15 protein-coding genes are annotated in these 17,447 nt (G+C 64.0%); 4 read left to right on the forward strand and 11 right to left on the reverse strand.

Annotated features, from left to right (window positions below; translation table 11 throughout):
- Positions 1-50 precede the first annotated feature (50 nt).
- Positions 51-959: a LysR family transcriptional regulator gene (locus tag GWC77_RS09880; protein WP_173256734.1), complete on the reverse strand. Its 909-nt coding sequence runs from the start codon at positions 957-959 to the stop codon at positions 51-53.
- 100 nt (positions 960-1,059) lie between these two features.
- On the opposite strand from GWC77_RS09880, the gene GWC77_RS09885 reads away from it, so the two are divergent.
- A complete protein-coding gene (locus GWC77_RS09885) occupies positions 1,060-2,088 on the forward strand; it encodes a DUF1338 domain-containing protein (protein WP_173256735.1) in 1,029 nt (342 codons plus the stop codon).
- Positions 2,089-2,112: 24 nt separating this feature from the next.
- Here the strand turns inward: GWC77_RS09885 and GWC77_RS09890 are convergent, their stop codons facing one another.
- A complete protein-coding gene (locus GWC77_RS09890; protein WP_173256736.1) occupies positions 2,113-2,763 on the reverse strand; it encodes a helix-turn-helix domain-containing protein in 651 nt (216 codons plus the stop codon).
- A 366-nt stretch (positions 2,764-3,129) separates the two neighbouring features.
- Here GWC77_RS09890 and GWC77_RS09895 point away from each other — a divergent pair, with 366 nt between their 5' ends.
- From GWC77_RS09895 to GWC77_RS09905, 3 genes are all read left to right on the forward strand, one after another.
- Positions 3,130-4,629 (forward strand): aldehyde dehydrogenase family protein, encoded by a 1,500-nt coding sequence (locus GWC77_RS09895; protein ID WP_173256737.1) that lies wholly within the window; start codon positions 3,130-3,132, stop codon positions 4,627-4,629.
- A gap of 105 nt (positions 4,630-4,734) precedes the next feature.
- Positions 4,735-5,907, forward strand: coding sequence for an FAD-binding oxidoreductase (locus GWC77_RS09900; protein WP_173256738.1), 1,173 nt, complete (start codon positions 4,735-4,737; stop codon positions 5,905-5,907).
- 63 nt (positions 5,908-5,970) lie between these two features.
- Positions 5,971-7,185, forward strand: a complete 1,215-nt coding sequence (locus GWC77_RS09905; RefSeq protein ID WP_173256739.1) for a PLP-dependent aminotransferase family protein — start codon at positions 5,971-5,973, stop codon at positions 7,183-7,185.
- On the opposite strand, the gene GWC77_RS09910 is transcribed toward GWC77_RS09905, so the two are convergent.
- The 9 genes from GWC77_RS09910 to GWC77_RS09950 all read right to left on the reverse strand — a co-directional run bounded on the left by GWC77_RS09910 (position 7,186) and on the right by GWC77_RS09950 (position 17,386).
- Positions 7,186-8,256, reverse strand: a complete 1,071-nt coding sequence (locus tag GWC77_RS09910) for a DnaJ C-terminal domain-containing protein (RefSeq protein ID WP_173256740.1) — start codon at positions 8,254-8,256, stop codon at positions 7,186-7,188.
- A 125-nt stretch (positions 8,257-8,381) separates the two neighbouring features.
- The gene (locus tag GWC77_RS09915; RefSeq protein WP_173256741.1) at positions 8,382-9,818 is read right to left on the reverse strand and encodes an aminotransferase class V-fold PLP-dependent enzyme; all 1,437 of its coding nucleotides are present in this window, start codon (positions 9,816-9,818) and stop codon (positions 8,382-8,384) included.
- 110 nt (positions 9,819-9,928) lie between these two features.
- Positions 9,929-10,963: an XdhC family protein gene (locus GWC77_RS09920; protein ID WP_173256742.1), complete on the reverse strand. Its 1,035-nt coding sequence runs from the start codon at positions 10,961-10,963 to the stop codon at positions 9,929-9,931.
- A complete protein-coding gene (locus tag GWC77_RS09925; RefSeq protein WP_173256743.1) occupies positions 10,936-11,502 on the reverse strand; it encodes a CoxG family protein in 567 nt (188 codons plus the stop codon). The genes GWC77_RS09920 and GWC77_RS09925 overlap by 28 nt, the downstream gene beginning before the upstream one ends.
- Positions 11,493-12,698: a VWA domain-containing protein gene (locus GWC77_RS09930; RefSeq protein WP_254366899.1), complete on the reverse strand. Its 1,206-nt coding sequence runs from the start codon at positions 12,696-12,698 to the stop codon at positions 11,493-11,495. Before GWC77_RS09930 ends, GWC77_RS09925 begins: the two co-directional genes overlap by 10 nt.
- A 63-nt stretch (positions 12,699-12,761) precedes the next feature.
- Positions 12,762-13,649 (reverse strand): MoxR family ATPase, encoded by an 888-nt coding sequence (locus GWC77_RS09935; RefSeq protein WP_173256745.1) that lies wholly within the window; start codon positions 13,647-13,649, stop codon positions 12,762-12,764.
- Positions 13,650-13,678: 29 nt separating this feature from the next.
- Entirely contained in the window at positions 13,679-14,479 is an 801-nt protein-coding gene (locus tag GWC77_RS09940) for a xanthine dehydrogenase family protein subunit M (RefSeq protein ID WP_173256746.1), read from the reverse strand.
- A gap of 22 nt (positions 14,480-14,501) precedes the next feature.
- Positions 14,502-16,889 carry a xanthine dehydrogenase family protein molybdopterin-binding subunit gene (locus GWC77_RS09945; protein WP_173256747.1) on the reverse strand — a complete coding sequence of 796 codons (2,388 nt, stop codon included), beginning with the start codon at positions 16,887-16,889 and terminating at the stop codon, positions 14,502-14,504.
- The gene (locus tag GWC77_RS09950; protein ID WP_173256748.1) at positions 16,886-17,386 is read right to left on the reverse strand and encodes a (2Fe-2S)-binding protein; all 501 of its coding nucleotides are present in this window, start codon (positions 17,384-17,386) and stop codon (positions 16,886-16,888) included. Before GWC77_RS09950 ends, GWC77_RS09945 begins: the two co-directional genes overlap by 4 nt.
- Between the last annotated feature and the right edge of the window lie 61 nt (positions 17,387-17,447).

The raw sequence follows: 17,447 nt of genomic DNA on the forward strand, positions 1-17,447 counted from the left end.
TGAAAATGTTTCTGATTGGAAACGCATTTTGACGGCGCGGGTGGCAGGACTCACGTCGTCGGCGAACCGTCGTAGGCGCTGGCCTGTTCCAGGAGCCAGGCGCGAAACTGCTCGAGCGGCTTGCCGTGGCTCAACTCGGTCGGGTAGACCAGGTAATAGGCCGATTCCGCAACGGCAGTCGCCTCGAACGGGATGACGACGCCGAACTGCTCGAGCCGCCCTTCGACGAAGAACTTCGGCACGAGTGCAATGCCGAGTTCGGCTGCCGCCGCACTGAGGAGCATCGTATGAAGCTCGTAGCGCACGCCTTGCATCGCCCGGTTGTCGTCTACGCCGAGTTCGGCGAACCAGCGAGACCATGCATCGGGCCGCGTCGTCGAATGCAGTAGTGGGTAGGCCAGCAACTCGCGGACGTCCTCGAGGGGCGTGGGGATCAGCGCGGGCGAGCATACCGGTACCACTTCTTCGCCGAAAAGGTAATCGGACGATGTGCCGGGCCATGTGGGCTGTCCGTAGTGGATCGCAGCATCGAAATGCGACTCCTCGAACGAGAACGTATCGGTGCGCACGCCCATGTTGACGCGAACGTCAGGGATGCGCGCGTAGAAGTCTTTCATGCGCGGAATGAGCCATTGCGAGGCGAATGTCGGCAATACGGCCAGCTCGAGCGAGCCGCCGCCGCTGCCGTGCGCGATGATCGACAAGGTGTCGCGATCGAGATATTCGAGGATGCGGCGTACTTGTGTGCCGTAAAGCTTGCCGGCTCGCGTCAGGACGACGCGTTGCTTCGAGCGCACGAAAAGGCGAACGCCGAGGTTCGATTCGAGCGACGCGATTTGCCGCGACACCGCACTTTCCGTCAGGAACAGCTCGCGGGCGGCGTGCGTGAAGCTTTCGTGGCGAGCCGCCGCCTCGAACGCGAGCAGCGCACTCATGTTAGGAATCCTGAACTTTCGCACGGTCATTCCAAAAACGCATCAAGTCCCGATTTTATCTCGCTTTACGCAAGCTGGATTCGTTTCGATAATGCGCGCGGTGAAGATTGGATGAGAAAGAGCGATGCGTAACGCGAATGTCGAACTGTTGTTGTCGAACCTGTTGGGCCGGGAAAAAGCCGATGCGCTTTTCTCGACGCTGAATTTCCCGTCGATCCTCGCCGACTGGGAGGCCGGGACCGTAACGCGGGCAGAGCTGGCGCAGGCCATGAACATGGCGCTGTTCGAAGACTTGCTCGCGCGCTCGCCAAACGGGCGGACCTATACGCAGCAGACGGTTGCGCACGGCGGCTCGGTCTACTTCGATCATGGTGCGCTGCGTACCGTGCGCTGGACGCACACTGGCGCTTTGCCGCCGGGCGAAGCGGCCTTCACCCGCATTCTGCGTCCGCTCGGGTTTCGGCTCAACGGCCGTTATCCGCTCGATAAGCTGGGCATGACAGGGCGCGCGTATGCGCACGAGGACGCCCCCGACGAGATCGCCCAATTCTTCGTGAGCGAGCTGCATCCTGAACGTTTTTCGGCGGCGTTCCAGCAAGCGGTGACGAACGTTATCGGGACATCGAAGGACCCGCTGACGCCGCGCTCGCTGGCACAGCTCTGGGAACTCGAGCGCGATGGGGCGCTTCCGATCGATGCGGCGCAAGCGTTGCTCCCGGTCATCGTCGGCGCATTCGCGCGCCAACACGATGTGCCGAGCGAAGCAGATTACGAAACGCTCCTGAGCGAATCGGCCGAAATGGCGTGGATAGCCACAGAAGGCAATGCGTTCAACCATGCGACGGATCGCGTTGCCGATGTCTTCGCCTTGTCGGAAAGCGAAAAAGCCAAGGGCCGGCCGATGAAGCCCGAGGTCGAGCGTTCCCGCTCGGGGCGTGTCTTTCAGACGGCGTACCGCGCGGATATCGTGACGCGGACGTTCAGGGCGCCCGACGGCGCGCTCGTCACGCGAGACGTTCCAGGCTCGTTTTACGAATTCATCACGCGCAAGCGCGAATTCGATCAGGCCACGCGTAGCTGGGTGACGGATCTGCGCTTCGATGCAGGCAATGCGCAAGGAATCTTCAAGATGACGGCGCATGCCGCCGCGTAATGTCCGGAGGGCGAGTGCCGGCGCTCAGGCGGGTCTGGCGCTGCGACCGTTCGCAAGCGGCTTGGCCTCGCTGTCGTAGGGCGCGTAGCCTTCGTCGATGATCCAGAGGACCTCGGCGTCCTCGTCGCTCGTCGATACGGCGGCGTGGCCCATGCGGCTGTCGAAATAGATGCTGTCGCCCGCTTCGAGATGCGTTGGTGCGTACAGCTCGGAGTACAAGCAAACGCTGCCGCTCAGTACGAAAAGAAACTCTTCGCCTTCGTGCCGTCCCCATTCCGTGAATGCGTCGAGCGAGTGCGCCGTAATCCGGATACGAAACGGATGCATGGCCTTTTTTGCCAGCTCGGTCGCGAGCAATTCCATTTCATAACAGCCGGCCGCATGCGGTTGTCCGGCGCCTTTGCGCGTGACCGCGCGCCGGCCGCCGACGTTCGGTTTCGACGCGGAGCCGAACAACTCGCTCAAGTCGATCTTGAGGCCGTGAACGATCTTTTGGAGGACGTCGAACGTCGGAGACATCACCCCGTTTTCGATCTTGGACAGCGTCGAGCGCGATACGCCGCATACGCGGCTTGCTGTTTCGAGCGTGTAACCGTGGAAGAGCCGCGCGGCTCTGACGCGCTTGCCGAGCTCCGACGGCGCCTGCTCGGCCGGCTTCAAAATGGTCCTGTCCATGCGGGGGGATGGGGTAGTACGGTCTATCGGTCCTGCGAGTTTCGCATCATAACATCGGCTCGTTGCCGCGTCGGGTGAGGCGGCAACGAGCCGCCGTGCATGGACGGATTCATCCGGTTTGATGAGCAACGCGCATCATCTGTTGCGCAGATATCGTTTGCTAGTTGTTTAAAGCCTGAACACAATCGCGGCACGCGTTTTCGATCACGGCTACGATCCGTGCAATCGGGTCGGCAGGCTTGCCGCGCCGCGCCAGCATCCGCGTGAATCGGAGTGCAATCGGCGTGGTTGCCGCACCTGTCGCAGGCGTGTATAGTTTCCTAACGTCCCAAAATTTCCTATCGGAAACAATCGAGGTACTTCCCGATGAACGCATCGACCATTCTGTCCGAGCTCGGCATTTCGCACCTTGCGGAAAGCGGCGACATCGCCGTTCGCTCGCCTATCGACGGCGCACTGATCGGTCGTGTGCCGAGCCATACTGCCGCGGACATCGACGCCGCACTGGCGAAGGCGCAGGCTGCCTTCGTTGCGTGGCGCGACGTGCCCGCGCCGCGGCGCGGTGAACTGGTGCGATTGCTGGGCAACAAACTGCGCGAGCGCAAGCACGCGCTCGGCAGCCTCATCACACTGGAGACGGGCAAGATCCTGCAGGAAGGGCTCGGCGAAGTGCAGGAGATGATCGATATCTGCGATTTCGCGGTCGGCCTGTCGCGTCAGCTTTACGGTCTGACGATTGCATCGGAGCGGCCCGGCCATCGAATGGGGGAAACCTGGCATCCGATGGGAGTGTGTACGGTCATTTCGGCGTTCAATTTCCCGGCGGCGGTGTGGTCCTGGAATGCGGCGCTCGCACTGGTATGCGGTAATGCCGTGATCTGGAAGCCTTCCGAAAAAACGCCGCTCACCGCGTTGGCGGTGGACAGCATCCTGCAAGAGGCGCTGCAAGCGTTCGGCACGGCGCCTGCCGGCTTGACATGCCTCATCAACGGCGGTCGCGAAGTGGGCGCGCAACTCGTGGCCGATCCGCGTTCGAACATCGTCAGTGCCACGGGTAGTACTGAAATGGGACGTGCTGTCGGCGTCGAAGTGGCGCGCCGCTTCGGTCGTTCGCTGCTCGAACTCGGTGGCAACAACGCGGGCATCGTCTCGAACACCGCGGACCGGGAACTCGCGCTGCGAGCCATCCTGTTTTCGGCGGTCGGCACGGCCGGCCAACGTTGCACGTCGCTGCGGCGTCTGTTCGTCCATGAAAGCGTGTACGACGAGACGGTCGAGCGCTTGAAGGTGCTTTACGGGAAGGTCGCGATCGGTAACCCGTTGGAACAGGGCGTGCTGATGGGCCCGCTCATCGACTCGCAATCGTTCGAGCGCATGCAGGCTGCCCTCGAAGCGGCGAAGCGCGACGGCGGCAAGGTATTCGGCGGAGAGCGCCATACGGTGGCGGGTTGCGAGCAGGGCTTCTATGTGCGGCCGGCGATCGTCGAGATGCCGGCGCAGACCGGCATCGTGCTCAAGGAGACGTTTGCTCCGATCCTTTACGTCATGAAGTATCGCGAATTCGGCGAAGCCATCGCGGCGAACAATGCGGCGTCGCACGGCTTGTCGTCGTGCGTCTTCACGACCGATCTGCGCGAGAGCGAACGGTTCCTGTCCGCATCGGGTAGCGATTGCGGTATCGCGAACGTCAATATCGGGCCGAGCGGCGCGGAAATCGGCGGCGCCTTCGGCGGCGAAAAGGAAACGGGCGGTGGGCGCGAGTCGGGTTCCGATGCATGGAAGGCCTATATGCGTCGCGCAACCAATACGGTCAACTACTCGTCGGCACTGCCGCTCGCGCAGGGCATCGATTTTTCGATCGAATGATGCGGCTGCCGGGCGCTTGCTACAAGGCACGTGCCCGGCTCGCCAATCCGCGCGCCGCCGTTCGGTGTGCGCGTTTTTCCGACGCAATCCAAGGCGGGGCAACTCGTGAGCTCTCAAGTCGTTATCGTGGGCGGTGGCGTGATCGGCAGTTCGATCGCCTATTTTTTGCGCGCATCCGATCCGACGGTTTCGGTCACCGTCATCGAGCGTGATCCGACCTACGCGAAATCGTCATCGGCGCTTTCGGCCGCATCGATCCGGCAGCAGTTTTCAACGCCGTTATCGGTGCAAATGTCGCTGTACGGTATCGAGTTTCTACGCAATATCGGCGAGCTGCTGGAAGTCGATGGGACAAAGCCGTCGATCGATCTGCACGAAGGCGGCTATCTCTTTCTGGCGACGTCCGCCGGTGCTCCGACGTTACGTGAGAATCATGCGCTACAAACGCGTCTCGGTGCCGATATCCATTTGCTCGATCGAGAAAAGCTGCAGGCGAAATTTCCTTGGCTGAACGTCGAGGATCTCGAGGCGGGCGCGTTCGGCGCGAGCGGCGAAGGGTGGTTCGACGGGTACGGTCTCGTGCAGGCGCTGCGCAAGAAAGCGCAATCCCTCGGCGCGCGCTATGTTGCGGCGGAGGTCGGCGCCGTCGCGCGAGACGGGCGCCGCGTGACACACGTCGAGACGACCGACGGCGAGCGTTATCCGTGCGACATGCTCGTCAACGCGGCCGGGGCATGGGCGCGGAAGCTGTCGGCGATGATGGGCATCGAGATTCCCGTCTTCGCGCGCCGGCGCAGCATTTTCAACGTGTCGTCGCCGGCGCGTCTTTCGCCGTGCCCGTTGTTGATCGACCCGAGCGGGGTTTATTTCCGCCCGGAAGGCAGGACTTACATCTGTGGCACGTCGCCGAGCGCCGATAACGATCCGGACGATCTGCCGCTCGATGAAGTCGACCATGCCTTGTTCGACGATGTCATCTGGCCCACGCTTGCGCACCGCGTGCCCGAATTCGAGGCGCTGCGCGTGGAGAACTGCTGGTCCGGCTATTACGAATACAACGTCTTCGATCACAACGCGATCATTGGCTTTCACCCGGATATCGACAATTGCATCTTCGCCAACGGCTATAGTGGCCATGGCCTGCAGCAAGGACCGGCGACGGGGCGCGGCGTGAGCGAGCTGATCTTGCGCGGTAGATACACGTCGCTCGATCTTTCGCCGCTGGATTGGAGCCGCGTTATCGAGAACCGGCCTATCGTCGAGAAGAACGTCGTTTAGGCCGCGGCACTATCGAAACCGATAGCACCCCATAAGAAGCGAATGCCGAAGCGAGAGGGCGCCATGTACCGATTCACCGAGCCGTTTGCTCATCCGTCCGGCTCGCCGATTCGAGAGCTGTTCAAGTATGTCGGCCAGCCGGGCATGATTTCGTTCGCGGGCGGTTATCCGGCTGCCGATCTATTCGATGTCGAAGGACTGAACGCGGCTCAGACTCGTGCGTTCGAATCGCCGGTTCGCTGCCTGCAGTATGGCCCGACGGATGGTCTGCCCGAACTGAAGCAGGAAATCCTCGCTCTGATGGCGCGGCGCGGTGTTAAGTGCTCCACCGATGAACTGCTGATGACCACAGGATCGCAGCAAGGCTTCGATTTGCTGCTGCGCGTGCTCGTCGGTCCGGGCGACGTCGTGCTGACCGAGCAGCCGGCCTATCCTGCCGTGCTGCAAGCGCTGCGGCTTCAGCAGGCGAAGATCGTGACGGTGCCGATCGACGACGAAGGGATCGACGTGGCGAAGCTGGCCGACATGCTTGCAGCGGGCACGGTCCATCGGCCAAAACTGCTGTACACGGTGCCAACTTTCGCCAATCCTTCCGGCGCGATGCTCACGCACGCACGCCGCATCGCGCTGCTCGAACTGGCCGTTCGTTATGGCTTCCTGATCGTCGAAGACGACCCGTACGGCGATTTGCGCTTCAAGGGCAGTGCACTGCCCTCGATCCTGGCGCTGGCGAAAGAAGTCGACGGCGCGCTTCCGTGGGTGGTGCACTTCGGGAGCTTGTCGAAGATCGTCGCACCGGGCTTGCGCGTCGGCTGGACGATCGCCCCGGCCGAGATCGCCCGCCGCTGCGTCGTCGCCAAACAGACCGCCGATCTTTGCAGCTCGCCGTGGACTCAGGCGATCGCCGCGCATTATCTGGCCGCGGGCTCGCTCGAGCGGCATTTGCCGCACATCGCCGCGATGTACGGTCGCAAGTGCGATGCTCTATGCGACGCGCTCGAGGCGGACTTCGGCACGGCGATCGCGTTTCATCGTCCGCAAGGCGGGATGTTCGTCTGGGCCCGCATCGAGGGCATCGAGGGCATCGACTCATCGGCACTGCTCACGAACGCGATCGAACGGAAGGTCGTATTCGTGCCGGGCAAAGCGTTCTTCTCGGACGATGTCGACATCCATTCGCTCAGGCTGTCATTCGCGGCGCCGGGGATCGACGATATTCGCGAAGGCGTGCGCCGGCTCAAAGCGGCTTTCGACGACGGGGCGCAGCGGCGTTCGTAGCTATGTGCCGCCTGCTCGCTGCGCGGCCAGCGCGAACAGTTCCCGAAAGCGGCACCGCTCCTCCGCGTTCAGATGCAATGCCGCCTCGGGCATCACCAGAACAATGCGCAGCCTCAATTCGCCCCGGTTACCCGAGGCATCGGAGAGACCCTGCGCCGGCAGGCGGATCGTGCTGCCATGCCGGGCGTTCGCGGGAATCGCGACGTTCAGATCGCTGCCCAGTACTTTGACCGTGAGTGGGCCGCCCAGCGTCGCGGTGACGAAATCGACTTCGAGTTCGCCGCTCAGGTGCAGCCCTTCCCGCTGAAAATCGGGCCCGCAGACGATGACGACCGTAAACGTCGCGTCGCCGGGTTGTCCGCCGTGCATCCCCGCGAACCCGCCGCCGGGCACGACGATGCGCTGGCCGTCCCATGCGCTGCGCGGCACGTTCACCGGCTGCAATTTCGTTTGATATTCGACGCCCTTGCTTTGGCATGTCGCACACCAGTGCGCGCTTTTCATACGCCCCTCGCCGCCGCATGCGGTACATGACGCACCGTCGTAACGGATGCCGTAGCCGGCACAGTGCGAACAGGTCAGCACCGTGGCACGGGCGCTCGCGCCCCGGCATTGTCGGCACGTTTCGCTGACCTGGTAACTGGCGAGTACTTCGCCGCCGTTCAATGCCACATCGAGCGGCACGTGCAACTGGGTATGCCGGTTTGCGCCACGCACGGGCATCGGGCCGCCGCTCGCCCCGCAGTACTTCGACCATGCGCCGGCCCCGTCCGCTCCTGCGCTGCGCTCGGCGTCGCGAGTCGACGCGCCTGCTGGCCGCATCTCGGTCCTGCGTGTGCCGGCGGGTGGAGCCGGCTGGGCACGCACGGGCGCCTGCCGCTGCCCCGTGAGAATTTCGAAGGCTTCCTGGACCTTTTTGAATAGCGATTCGGCGGCCGATTCCTCGCCCTTATTGCGATCGGGGTGGTATTGCGCTCTCAGGCGGCGATAGGCTCGCTTGATCTCCGCCGCCGATGCGGCGCTCGGCAAGCCCAATCGTTCGTAGTACTCATCGAGGCTCACGGGTTCCACCCCAACTCTGCATTTCGCAAAGCCGCCAGTTTATCGCGTCCGGTTTCGGAATCGGGAAACGGCGATTCGCCTTCGCTCGCGTCCATGCGCCGGTCGAATCGTTCTTACCTTGGCAAACTCTTCGGTTATTGCTCGATACGGGCTGTACGCATGGCGCGCACGACTTCCGTTACGGCCGCTATGGTTCGAGCCACGTCACTTGCATCGGTCTGCCAATTGCATACCGAAATGCGCATGCACCGTTTGCCGCGCCAAGTCGTGTTGCTGAAAAGCGCCTGGCCGGTTCGAAGGACCGCCTCGGTGACGGCGTCGGTCCATGCGTCATGGTCGCTTTCGGTTGCATCGGGCCGTGGGTCGAGAAAGCGGACCAGCCCTTGGTTGATGCGCGGCGCCCAGACCAACTCCACGCCTGGCTGTGCCGCTATGCCGACGGCCAACGCGTGTGCCGCCTCGCAACAGCGCTCGACAAGCGCCGCGACACCTTCGCGGCCCAACTCGCGCAGCGCCGCATAGGCGGCAAACCCACGGCCCCGCCGCGACCAGACGGGCGTCCAATCCTTTTGCTCGCGAACTGCTTCGTTGTACGAAACATAGCTTGCGTAATGCGACATCGCCGCTCGGTGCACGTCGGCGTGGGCGACGAATGCAAAGCCGCTGTCGTAGGGCACGTTGAGCCACTTATGCCCATCGGTCGCCCAGGAATCGGCGTGCTCGACGCCGGTCAGCAACGACCGGTAGCGTTCGCTCGCATTCGCCCATAGCCCGAAGGCGCCGTCGACATGGACCCATGCGCCGTGGCGATGCGCAAGCGGAATCAGTTCGGAAAACGGATCGTAGGCGCCGATGTTGAGATCTCCCGCCTGCAGCAGGACGATCGTTGCGGTGTCAGGCTCGGCACGCAGCGCTTCCTCGAGCGTCGCCGTTTCCAGTTGACCCATCGCATTCGATGGCAGTGCCTGCACGCATGCAGTGCCCATGCCGAGCAGCCGCACAGCCTGTGTGACGCTGCCGTGGAATTGGTCGCTGCTGAGTATCCGGATGCGCGGCGCACCGAAGAGCCCGTCGCGCTCGACCTGCCAGCCCCGCTGTTCGAGCAGCGCATGGCGCGCGGCCGCGAGTGCCGTGACGTGGGCAGTCTGGCAACCGCTCGTGAGCGCGAAGCTTGCGTGAGACGGCAGGCCGAGCAACTCCTTCAGCCATGCTCCGCAGACTTCTTCGACGACAGCCTCCGCCGGTGCACTGGCGAACGATGCGGCATTCTGATCCCAGGCGCTCGTGAGCCAATCCGCGCCGAGCGAGGCAGGCACCGCGCCGCCGATCACCCAGCCGAAGAAGCGGCCGCCCGCGCTTCCGACGATGCCGCCCTCGGTATCGGCAACGAGTTCGTCAATGACGCGCGCGGCCGGTATCGGAGCACGGTTGAGCGGCTTGGCGAGCCGGCTTCGCAATGTTTCAAGCGAGGCGGTAGCGGCGACCGGCCCGTCTTCGAGATTCCCGAGGTGCGAGAGCGCATGATGCAGCGCGCGTTCGAGCGCAGGGCGGAACGGAGAACGTTCGCTCATGACAAATAGTGTCCTCAGTCTTCGGGTGGACGTGCGTAACGGATGGGAATGATGCTGCGACAGCGCTTCGGGTTCACCCTCTGCATTGGCTGCAGTAAAACGCCGAAGCGCTAACTCCGGCTGGCAGTAGTACAAGCCGGATGTTCACTCTCGGCCCGCTCTCTCGCCGCTTTCGCGCCTTCGACTTGCAGTAGCGTGGGCAACGATACACCGTTCTTGGCGGCCGTTACTTCAGCGAGAATCGAAATGGCGATTTCGGGCGGCGTACGGCTGCCGATATAAATACCGACCGGCCCATGCAGCCGCGCGAGTTGCGCATCGCTCAGATCGAACTCCTTGAGCCGCTCGCGCCGTGCCGCATTGTTACGACGAGAGCCGAGCGCGCCCACGTAGAAGGCGGGCGTTTTCAGCGCTTCCATCAACGCGAGATCGTCGAGCTTCGGGTCGTGCGTCAGCGCGATCACCGCGCAGCGTTCGTCGAGCTTCATGTCCGCAACGGTATCGTCCGGCATCGTATGGACGACCGTCGTGCCCGGAATATTCCATTCCTCGGTGTATTCCTCGCGGGGATCGCAAACAGTCACCTGATAATCCAAGCCCACGGCAATACTGCAAAGATAACGCGAGAGCTGCCCGGCCCCGATGACGAGCATGCGATAGCGCGGACCGTGGATCGTCGATAACGTGTTGCCGTCGAACTGCACGCCGTCGGTTGCCTGCGCGGGGGCGAGCGTGGCCGCGCCCGTTTTCATATCGAGCGTGCGCGCGACGAGCCGGCCGGCTTGGACCGCGCGGTAGAGTTCGTCGATGCCGCTTGCCTTCGTCAGCGGTTCGAGCACGAGTTCGATCGTGCCGCCGCAAGGCAGGCCGAAGCGATGGGCTTCTTCCGCCGTGATGCCGTACTTCACGGCCTCGGGGCCGCTGCCGCCTATGCCGTGTCGGCGCACGCGGTCGATCAGATCGTCTTCGATGCAGCCGCCCGATACGGAACCGGCCACGAGGCCATCGTCCCGCACGGCGAGCATCGCGCCTTGCGGGCGCGGGGACGACCCCCACGTCTTGACCACTGTGACGAGCAATACGCGATGCCCTTCGTCGAGCCAGCGCGCGCTCGATTTCAGGACTTCGAGATCCACGCTTTCCATGATTTGTGTCCTTTGCCAGCGGGTGCCTGTTCGGCTGCTTCGCCAGCCTGCGCCGGCGCTGCGCCTTCATCGGTGCTTTCGGCGCCTGCGCCTGTCTCACCGGTCATCTGTGCTGTAAAGCGCTTGAAGAATTCGCCCGCGACCTTGCGCGCGGCCCCGTCGACGAGGCGCGAGCCGATCTGTGCGAGCTTGCCGCCCACCTGGGCGTGCGCTGTATACGATAACTTGGTCGACGATTCCCCGTCGGCTTCGAGCGTGACCGCGGCGCTGCCTTTCGCGAAGCCGGCGACGCCGCCCTGGCCTTCGAATACGACGGTATAGCTGTTCGGCGGGTCGATGTCGGTCAACGACATGCGTCCCTTGAAATGCGCCTTCACCGGTCCCACGGCGGCGAGCATGGAGACGGTATAGGCATTCTCGCCGTCGGCCTCGATGCTTTCGCAACCGGGAATGATGGTCCGGAGCACCGCCGTGTCGCGCAGCGCTTCCCATGCGTGCTCGCGCGAGACGGGCAGGAGGTATTGCTCGGTCAGTTCCATTGCGGCACTCCTTGGATCGGCGAAATGGGCATCGAGTGGCGGGGCACGCGCGCGAGGTGCTCGAAGTCGTGCGCGAGCGCATCGAGGCTCTCGAGGTTGTGGACGGGGCGATGCGCGTCGACATGCGGCAGGATGGCACGCACGCCGCGCGCTCGCGCGGAGAACCCGGCATAGCGCAGCAGGGGATTGAGCCATACGATGCGGTGGGCATTGCGAGCCAGGCGCACCATTTCCGCATCGAGCAATTCGATCGCTTCATGATCGAGGCCATCGGTCACGAGCAACACCGTCGCGCGCCCAGTGAGGACCCGCTTTGCCCAGAGCCGATTGAATTGCGCCAGCGCCGCGCCGATCCGCGTGCCGCCGGCCCAATCCTCGACGCTTCGCCCAAGCGCGGCGATCGCCGCATCGGGATCGCGCTCGCGCAACACGCGCGTCGCATGCGTGAGGCGTGTGCCGAACACGAATACCTGCAGTCTCTCGCGCGATTGCAGCAGCGCATGGCAGTAATAGAGCACGGCACGTGAGTAGTTGGCCATCGAGCCGGAAATATCGAGCAGCAGGACGAGCGGCGGTTTGCGTTCTCGCACGGTGCGGTACTTCCAGACCAGCCAGTCTCCGCCGACGCGCACGGCTTGGCGCGCGCTGGCGCGAACATCGGCATGGATGCCGTGCGAGGCTGCCCGCAGCCGGCGAGTCGGTTCGGTCGCGAACGACATGCGGCGGTTGCGGATCGCGTGCTGCAACGCGCGCCATTCGTCGGCGCTCAACGTATCGAAATCGCGGTGACGCAGACGCTCTTCGGCGCTGAACGTTGCGTGCGCATTCAGCTCACGCTGCTGCGGCTCGCTGGCGGCGGGCTTGTCCGACTGAGACGTACGCGTCGCGAGCGCATCCGCCAGGCGGTTGTTGCGCATCGGGGGTGGCATGCCGGCACGCGCTTTGGGCAGTAACAGTGCACGCAGCTTCCCCGCCCAATCGGGATCGCGCCAGAACAGGTCGAAGGCCGTATCGAAGAAGGCCCGCTCGTCGGCCGAGTGCGTGAGAATGGCGGCCAGCGCGTCGTGCACGTCGTCGCGCCTTCCGATTTCGATCAGCCGCAGCGCGTCCAATGCATCGATCGCATGGGCGGGCGACATCGGCAAGCCTGCTGCGCGCAGCAACCGCACGAAGTGCACGACGTTGCGCGCGAACATCGGCAGGCCCGGGCACGAAGCGGGCGACGCGGGCGATAGTTGCGAGCGGGGCGAGGCCATCGGCTACTCCGCTTCGGCCAAGCATCGCGCGATTTGATCGGCGTCGAGCCGTGCGAGGTCGTCCTGATACTTGAGCAGCACGCCGAGCGTGTCATGCACGGACTGCGGATCGAGTTCCGAAATCGACAGTGCCGCCAGCGCGCGGCACCAGTCGATCGTTTCCGCGATGCCCGGGGCCTTGAATAGGTCCATCGAGCGTAACCGGTGCACGAACGCCACGACGCGCCGCTGCAGGTGTCCCGCCGCTTCGGGAGCACGCGCCGCGACGATCGCGAGTTCGCGGTCCTGCTCCGGATAGTCGATCCATTGATAGAGGCAGCGACGCTTGAGCGCGTCATGGACTTCGCGCGTGCGGTTCGAGGTGACGATGACGAGCGGCGCGCGCTCGGCGCGTACCGTGCCGTATTCGGGAATCGACACCTGGAAATCCGAAAGCAGTTCGAGCAGAAAGGCCTCGAACGGCTCGTCGGCGCGATCGATTTCATCGATGAGCAGCACACGTTGCGCACCCGGATGTTGCTCGTCAGGCATCAACGCTTGCAGAAGCGGGCGCTTCAGCAGGAATTCGCTGCGATAGAGCGTATCGTTGCCGGGCCGTTCTCCGGCCGCTTCGGCCAGACGCAGCGCCATGATTTGGCGTGGGTAATCCCATTCGTAGAGCGCACTGGCCGTATCCAGCCCTTCGTAGCACTGCAGGCGCAAGAGTGTCGTGCCGAGGATTTCCGAGGCCGCTTTGGCGAGCTCGGTTTTGCCGACGCCCGGCTCGCCTTCGAGAAAAAGCGGCCGGTCCATCCGCAGCGCGAGAAAGAGCGCCGTGGCGAGCTCGCGACTCGCGAAATAGCGGTGCGCGGCGAGCTCGGCGACGGTTGCGTCGATCGTGGCCGGCTGCATCGTTGTCGGTCCGGAGCGAAGGCGAGCCGTTAGCGGGCCCGCTCGACGGCGCGCGCGGCGAGGATCGGGATCAGATGGGCACGATACTCGGCGCTCGCATGCAAATCCGTGTTCAATTCGTCGGGAGACAGCGTGACCTGCCGAGCCGCATCGCGCGTGAACTGGCTGCTCAACGCCGTTTCGAGCGCGGTCGGTCGGAACACCGAAGGAGCGGCGCCCGTGACGGCAACCCGCACGCCGTCGGCCCGCTTGGCCACGAACACCCCGACGAGCGCAAATTGGGAAGCGGGGTTGCGGAACTTCTCATAGGCGCTTTTTTCCGGCACGGGAAATTCGACGGCAACGATCAGTTCGTCCGGTTCGAGCGCCGTTTCGTACATGCCGACGAAGAAGTCGTCGGCCGCGATGCGTCGGCGATCGGTGACGATCGTCGCGCCCAGTGCGAGCACCGCGGCCGGATAATCTGCGGCAGGGTCGTCGTTGGCGAGCGAGCCGCCCAGCGTGCCGCGTGCGCGCACCTGCCGATCGCCGATCATGCTAGCGAGTTCGGCCAGCCCAGGCACGGTGCGTTGGATGCCGTCATGTTCAGCGACATCGGCATGGCACACGGCGGAGCCGATCGAAACGGTCTGAGCGTCGACGCGGATTTCCTTCAGGGCCGCAATGCGTGTGATGTCGACGAGCTTCGTCGGCTGCGCCAGGCGCAAACGCATGGTCGGCAGCATGCTTTGCCCGCCGCCGAGATATTTGGCGTCGCTGTCCGCTTGCAGGGCCGCCACGGCGGCCTGCGCATCGGCCGCGCGCTCATAGTCGAACGAATATGAATACATGGAGCTGTCTCCTGTCGACCGTTCAATGGACCGATGACTGCGCGGCCTGGATCGCGGACCAGACGCGGTGCGGGGTGGCGGGCATTTGCAGGTCTTTTACGCCAAGCGGCGCTAGGGCGTCGACGATCGCATTGATGACCGCCGGCGGCGAGCCGATCGCACCTGCTTCCCCGCATCCTTTGACCCCGAGCGGATTGTGCGTGCACGGTGTGCCTTGACTCGTCTCGACCGTGAACTCGGGCAGATCGGAGGCGCGCGGCATCGCGTAGTCCATGTAAGAGCCCGACAGCAACTGCCCGGTATCGGGGTCGTAGACACACCGCTCGAGCAGCGCCTGGCCGATACCTTGGCCGAGCCCGCCGTGCACCTGCCCTTCGACGATCATCGGATTGATGACGTTGCCGAAGTCGTCGACAGCGGTGAACCGCTCGATGCGCGTTTCGCCTGTATCGGGATCCACTTCCACTTCGCAAATATAGGCGCCTGACGGGTACGTGAAATTGCTTGGATCGTAGAACGCGTTCTCGTCCAATCCCGGCTCGAGTTCCTCGAGCGGATAGTTGTGCGGAACATAGGCGGCAAGTGACACTTCGGCGAATGTTTTGGTACGGTCCGTGCCGGCCACGCGAAAGACACCGTTGCCGAATTCGATGTCGCTGGCGGAGGCTTCGAGCAGGTGCGCCGCGATCTTCTTCGCCTTTGCTTCGATCTTGTCGAGCGCTTTCATGATGGCGGTGCCGCCTACGGCGATCGAGCGCGAACCGTAGGTCCCCATGCCGAATGGAATGCGGCCCGTATCGCCATGGACGATTTCGACTTGATCGATCGACAGGCCGAGCCGGTCCGCGACGACTTGCGCGAACGTCGTCTCGTGTCCTTGCCCGTGGCTGTGCGAGCCGGTGAAGACCGTGACCGTTCCCGTGGGGTGCACACGCACCTCGCCCGCTTCGAACAGGCCGGCGCGTGCGCCGAGGGCGCCCGCAATTTTCGACGGCGCGAGACCGCACGCTTCGATGTAGCACGAGTAGCCGAGGCCGCGCAGCTTGCCGTTTTGCTTCGCCGCATCGCGGCGCGCCGCAAAGCCCGCCACGTCGGCGAGTTCGATGGCACGCGCGAGACAAACTTCGTAGTCTCCCGTGTCGTACGTGAGCCCGACGGGTGTCGTGTAGGGAAACGCGCGGATGAAGTTGCGCCTGCGGATTTCAGCGGGGTCCATGCCGAGCTCGTGCGCCGCGGTTTCGACGAGCCGCTCGACGACGTAGGTCGCTTCGGGCCGTCCCGCCCCGCGATAGGCATCGACGGGCACCGTGTTCGTGAAAACGGCTTTCACCTCGGCATAAATGGCGGGCGTCGCGTATTGGCCCGCGAGCAGCGTCGCATACAGAATCGTCGGCACCGACGAGGCGAACGTCGACAGATAGGCGCCCATGTTCGCGGTGGTATGCACGCGCATCGCAAGAAAACGGCCGTCGCGATCGAGCGCCAGTTCCGCTTTCGTCACATGATCGCGGCCGTGCGCATCGGAGACGAACGATTCCGAACGTTCCGCCGTCCATTTGACGGGACGGCCGATGCGCTTGGACGCCCAGGTCAGGGCGACATCCTCGCCGTAGAGGAAGATTTTCGAGCCGAATCCGCCGCCGACGTCGGGCGCGACGATGCGCAGCTTCGATTCCGGCAGCGACAGAACGAATGCAGCCATCAGGAGCCGCTCGACATGCGGGTTCTGATTGGCGACGTAGACGGTGTAGCTGTCGTCTTGCCGCGAGTAGCTTGCATTGACCGCACGCGGTTCGATGGCGTTCGGCACGAGGCGGTTGTTCACGATCTCGAGCGTCGTGACATGGGCGGCCTGCGCGAAGGCTGCGTCGGTCGCGGCCTTGTCCCCATGGCCCCAGGTATAGCAGACGTTGTCGGGAACCTCGTCGTGCACGGCGGGTTGACCCGAGTCCGCCGCGTGGGCGGTATCTGCCACGGCCGGCAGCAGGTCATAATCCACTGTCACGAGTTCGGCTGCGTCCTTGGCCGCTTTGGCGGTTTCGGCGATGACGAGCGCGACAGGGTCGCCGACGTGCCGGACCTTGCCTATGGCGAGGACCGGATGCGGCGGCTCGCGCATCGGCGAGCCGTCGGTGCTGTGGATGAGCCAGCCGCAGGGCAGGCCGCCCACCTTTTCGGCGGCGAGATCGGCGCCTGTGAAGACGGCGATGACGCCGGGCGCGCCGCGGGCTGCTTCCACATCGATTTTGCCGAGACGTGCATGCGCATGGGGCGAGCGCACGAAGACGCCGTAGGTTTGCTGCGGCAGCACGATGTCGTCGGTGTATTGGCCGGCACCTGTGAGGAAGCGGTAGTCTTCCTTGCGTTTGACGGAGGCTCCGATCAGGCGGCGTTCTTCAGGTGCGTTCATGATGCCTCCCGGAGGGTCGATGCCGCCTGTTGGCGCATGCCTGCCGCGCCCTCGAGTACCGCTTTCACGATGTTGTGGTAGCCGGTGCAGCGGCAGAAGTTTCCGTCGAGCTGACGGCGCACGTCTTCGGCACTGGCATCGGGCTTGGCCGCGATCAGCGCGGTGGCGCTCATGACCATGCCCGGTGTGCAAAAGCCGCACTGCAGGCCGTGGCATTCGCGAAAGGCGGCTTGCATCGGATGCAGGGCACCGTCTTCGGCGAGCCCCTCGATGGTGGTGAGCCGGGCACCGTCGGCTTGGACGGCGAGGACATTGCAGGCTTTGACGGCGCGTCCATCCATATGGATCGTGCAGGCGCCGCACTGGGCGGTATCGCAGCCGACATGCGTGCCGGTCAGGCGCAATGTATCGCGGATGAAATGGACCAGAAGGGTGTGAGGCTCGACTTCGGCGCTCACCGGGGCGCCGTTGACTGTCAGACTGATGCTGATTGCCATGGATTGTCTCCGGTCGGCCAGAGTCGGGCAAGGCAGGGGGGCGACAGCCGGCACCTTCGAT

The sequence above is a fragment of the Paraburkholderia sp. NMBU_R16 genome (genome assembly GCF_013282575.1).
Classification (GTDB): domain Bacteria; phylum Pseudomonadota; class Gammaproteobacteria; order Burkholderiales; family Burkholderiaceae; genus Trinickia.

What these genes read in the sequence shown, in the direction of transcription:
- GWC77_RS09885 (WP_173256735.1), top strand. Translation starts at nt 1,060, where the DNA reads ATGCGTAACGCGAATGTCGAACTGTTGTTGTCGAACCTGTTGGGCCGG.
- GWC77_RS09890 (WP_173256736.1), bottom strand. Translation starts at nt 2,763, where the DNA reads ATGGACAGGACCATTTTGAAGCCGGCCGAGCAGGCGCCGTCGGAGCTC.
- GWC77_RS09895 (WP_173256737.1), top strand. Translation starts at nt 3,130, where the DNA reads ATGAACGCATCGACCATTCTGTCCGAGCTCGGCATTTCGCACCTTGCG.
- GWC77_RS09905 (WP_173256739.1), top strand. Translation starts at nt 5,971, where the DNA reads ATGTACCGATTCACCGAGCCGTTTGCTCATCCGTCCGGCTCGCCGATT.
- GWC77_RS09915 (WP_173256741.1), bottom strand. Translation starts at nt 9,818, where the DNA reads ATGAGCGAACGTTCTCCGTTCCGCCCTGCGCTCGAACGCGCGCTGCAT.
- GWC77_RS09920 (WP_173256742.1), bottom strand. Translation starts at nt 10,963, where the DNA reads ATGGAAAGCGTGGATCTCGAAGTCCTGAAATCGAGCGCGCGCTGGCTC.
- GWC77_RS09925 (WP_173256743.1), bottom strand. Translation starts at nt 11,502, where the DNA reads ATGGAACTGACCGAGCAATACCTCCTGCCCGTCTCGCGCGAGCACGCA.
- GWC77_RS09930 (WP_254366899.1), bottom strand. Translation starts at nt 12,698, where the DNA reads ATGTTCGCGCGCAACGTCGTGCACTTCGTGCGGTTGCTGCGCGCAGCA.
- GWC77_RS09935 (WP_173256745.1), bottom strand. Translation starts at nt 13,649, where the DNA reads ATGCAGCCGGCCACGATCGACGCAACCGTCGCCGAGCTCGCCGCGCAC.
- GWC77_RS09940 (WP_173256746.1), bottom strand. Translation starts at nt 14,479, where the DNA reads ATGTATTCATATTCGTTCGACTATGAGCGCGCGGCCGATGCGCAGGCC.
- GWC77_RS09945 (WP_173256747.1), bottom strand. Translation starts at nt 16,889, where the DNA reads ATGAACGCACCTGAAGAACGCCGCCTGATCGGAGCCTCCGTCAAACGC.
- GWC77_RS09950 (WP_173256748.1), bottom strand. Translation starts at nt 17,386, where the DNA reads ATGGCAATCAGCATCAGTCTGACAGTCAACGGCGCCCCGGTGAGCGCC.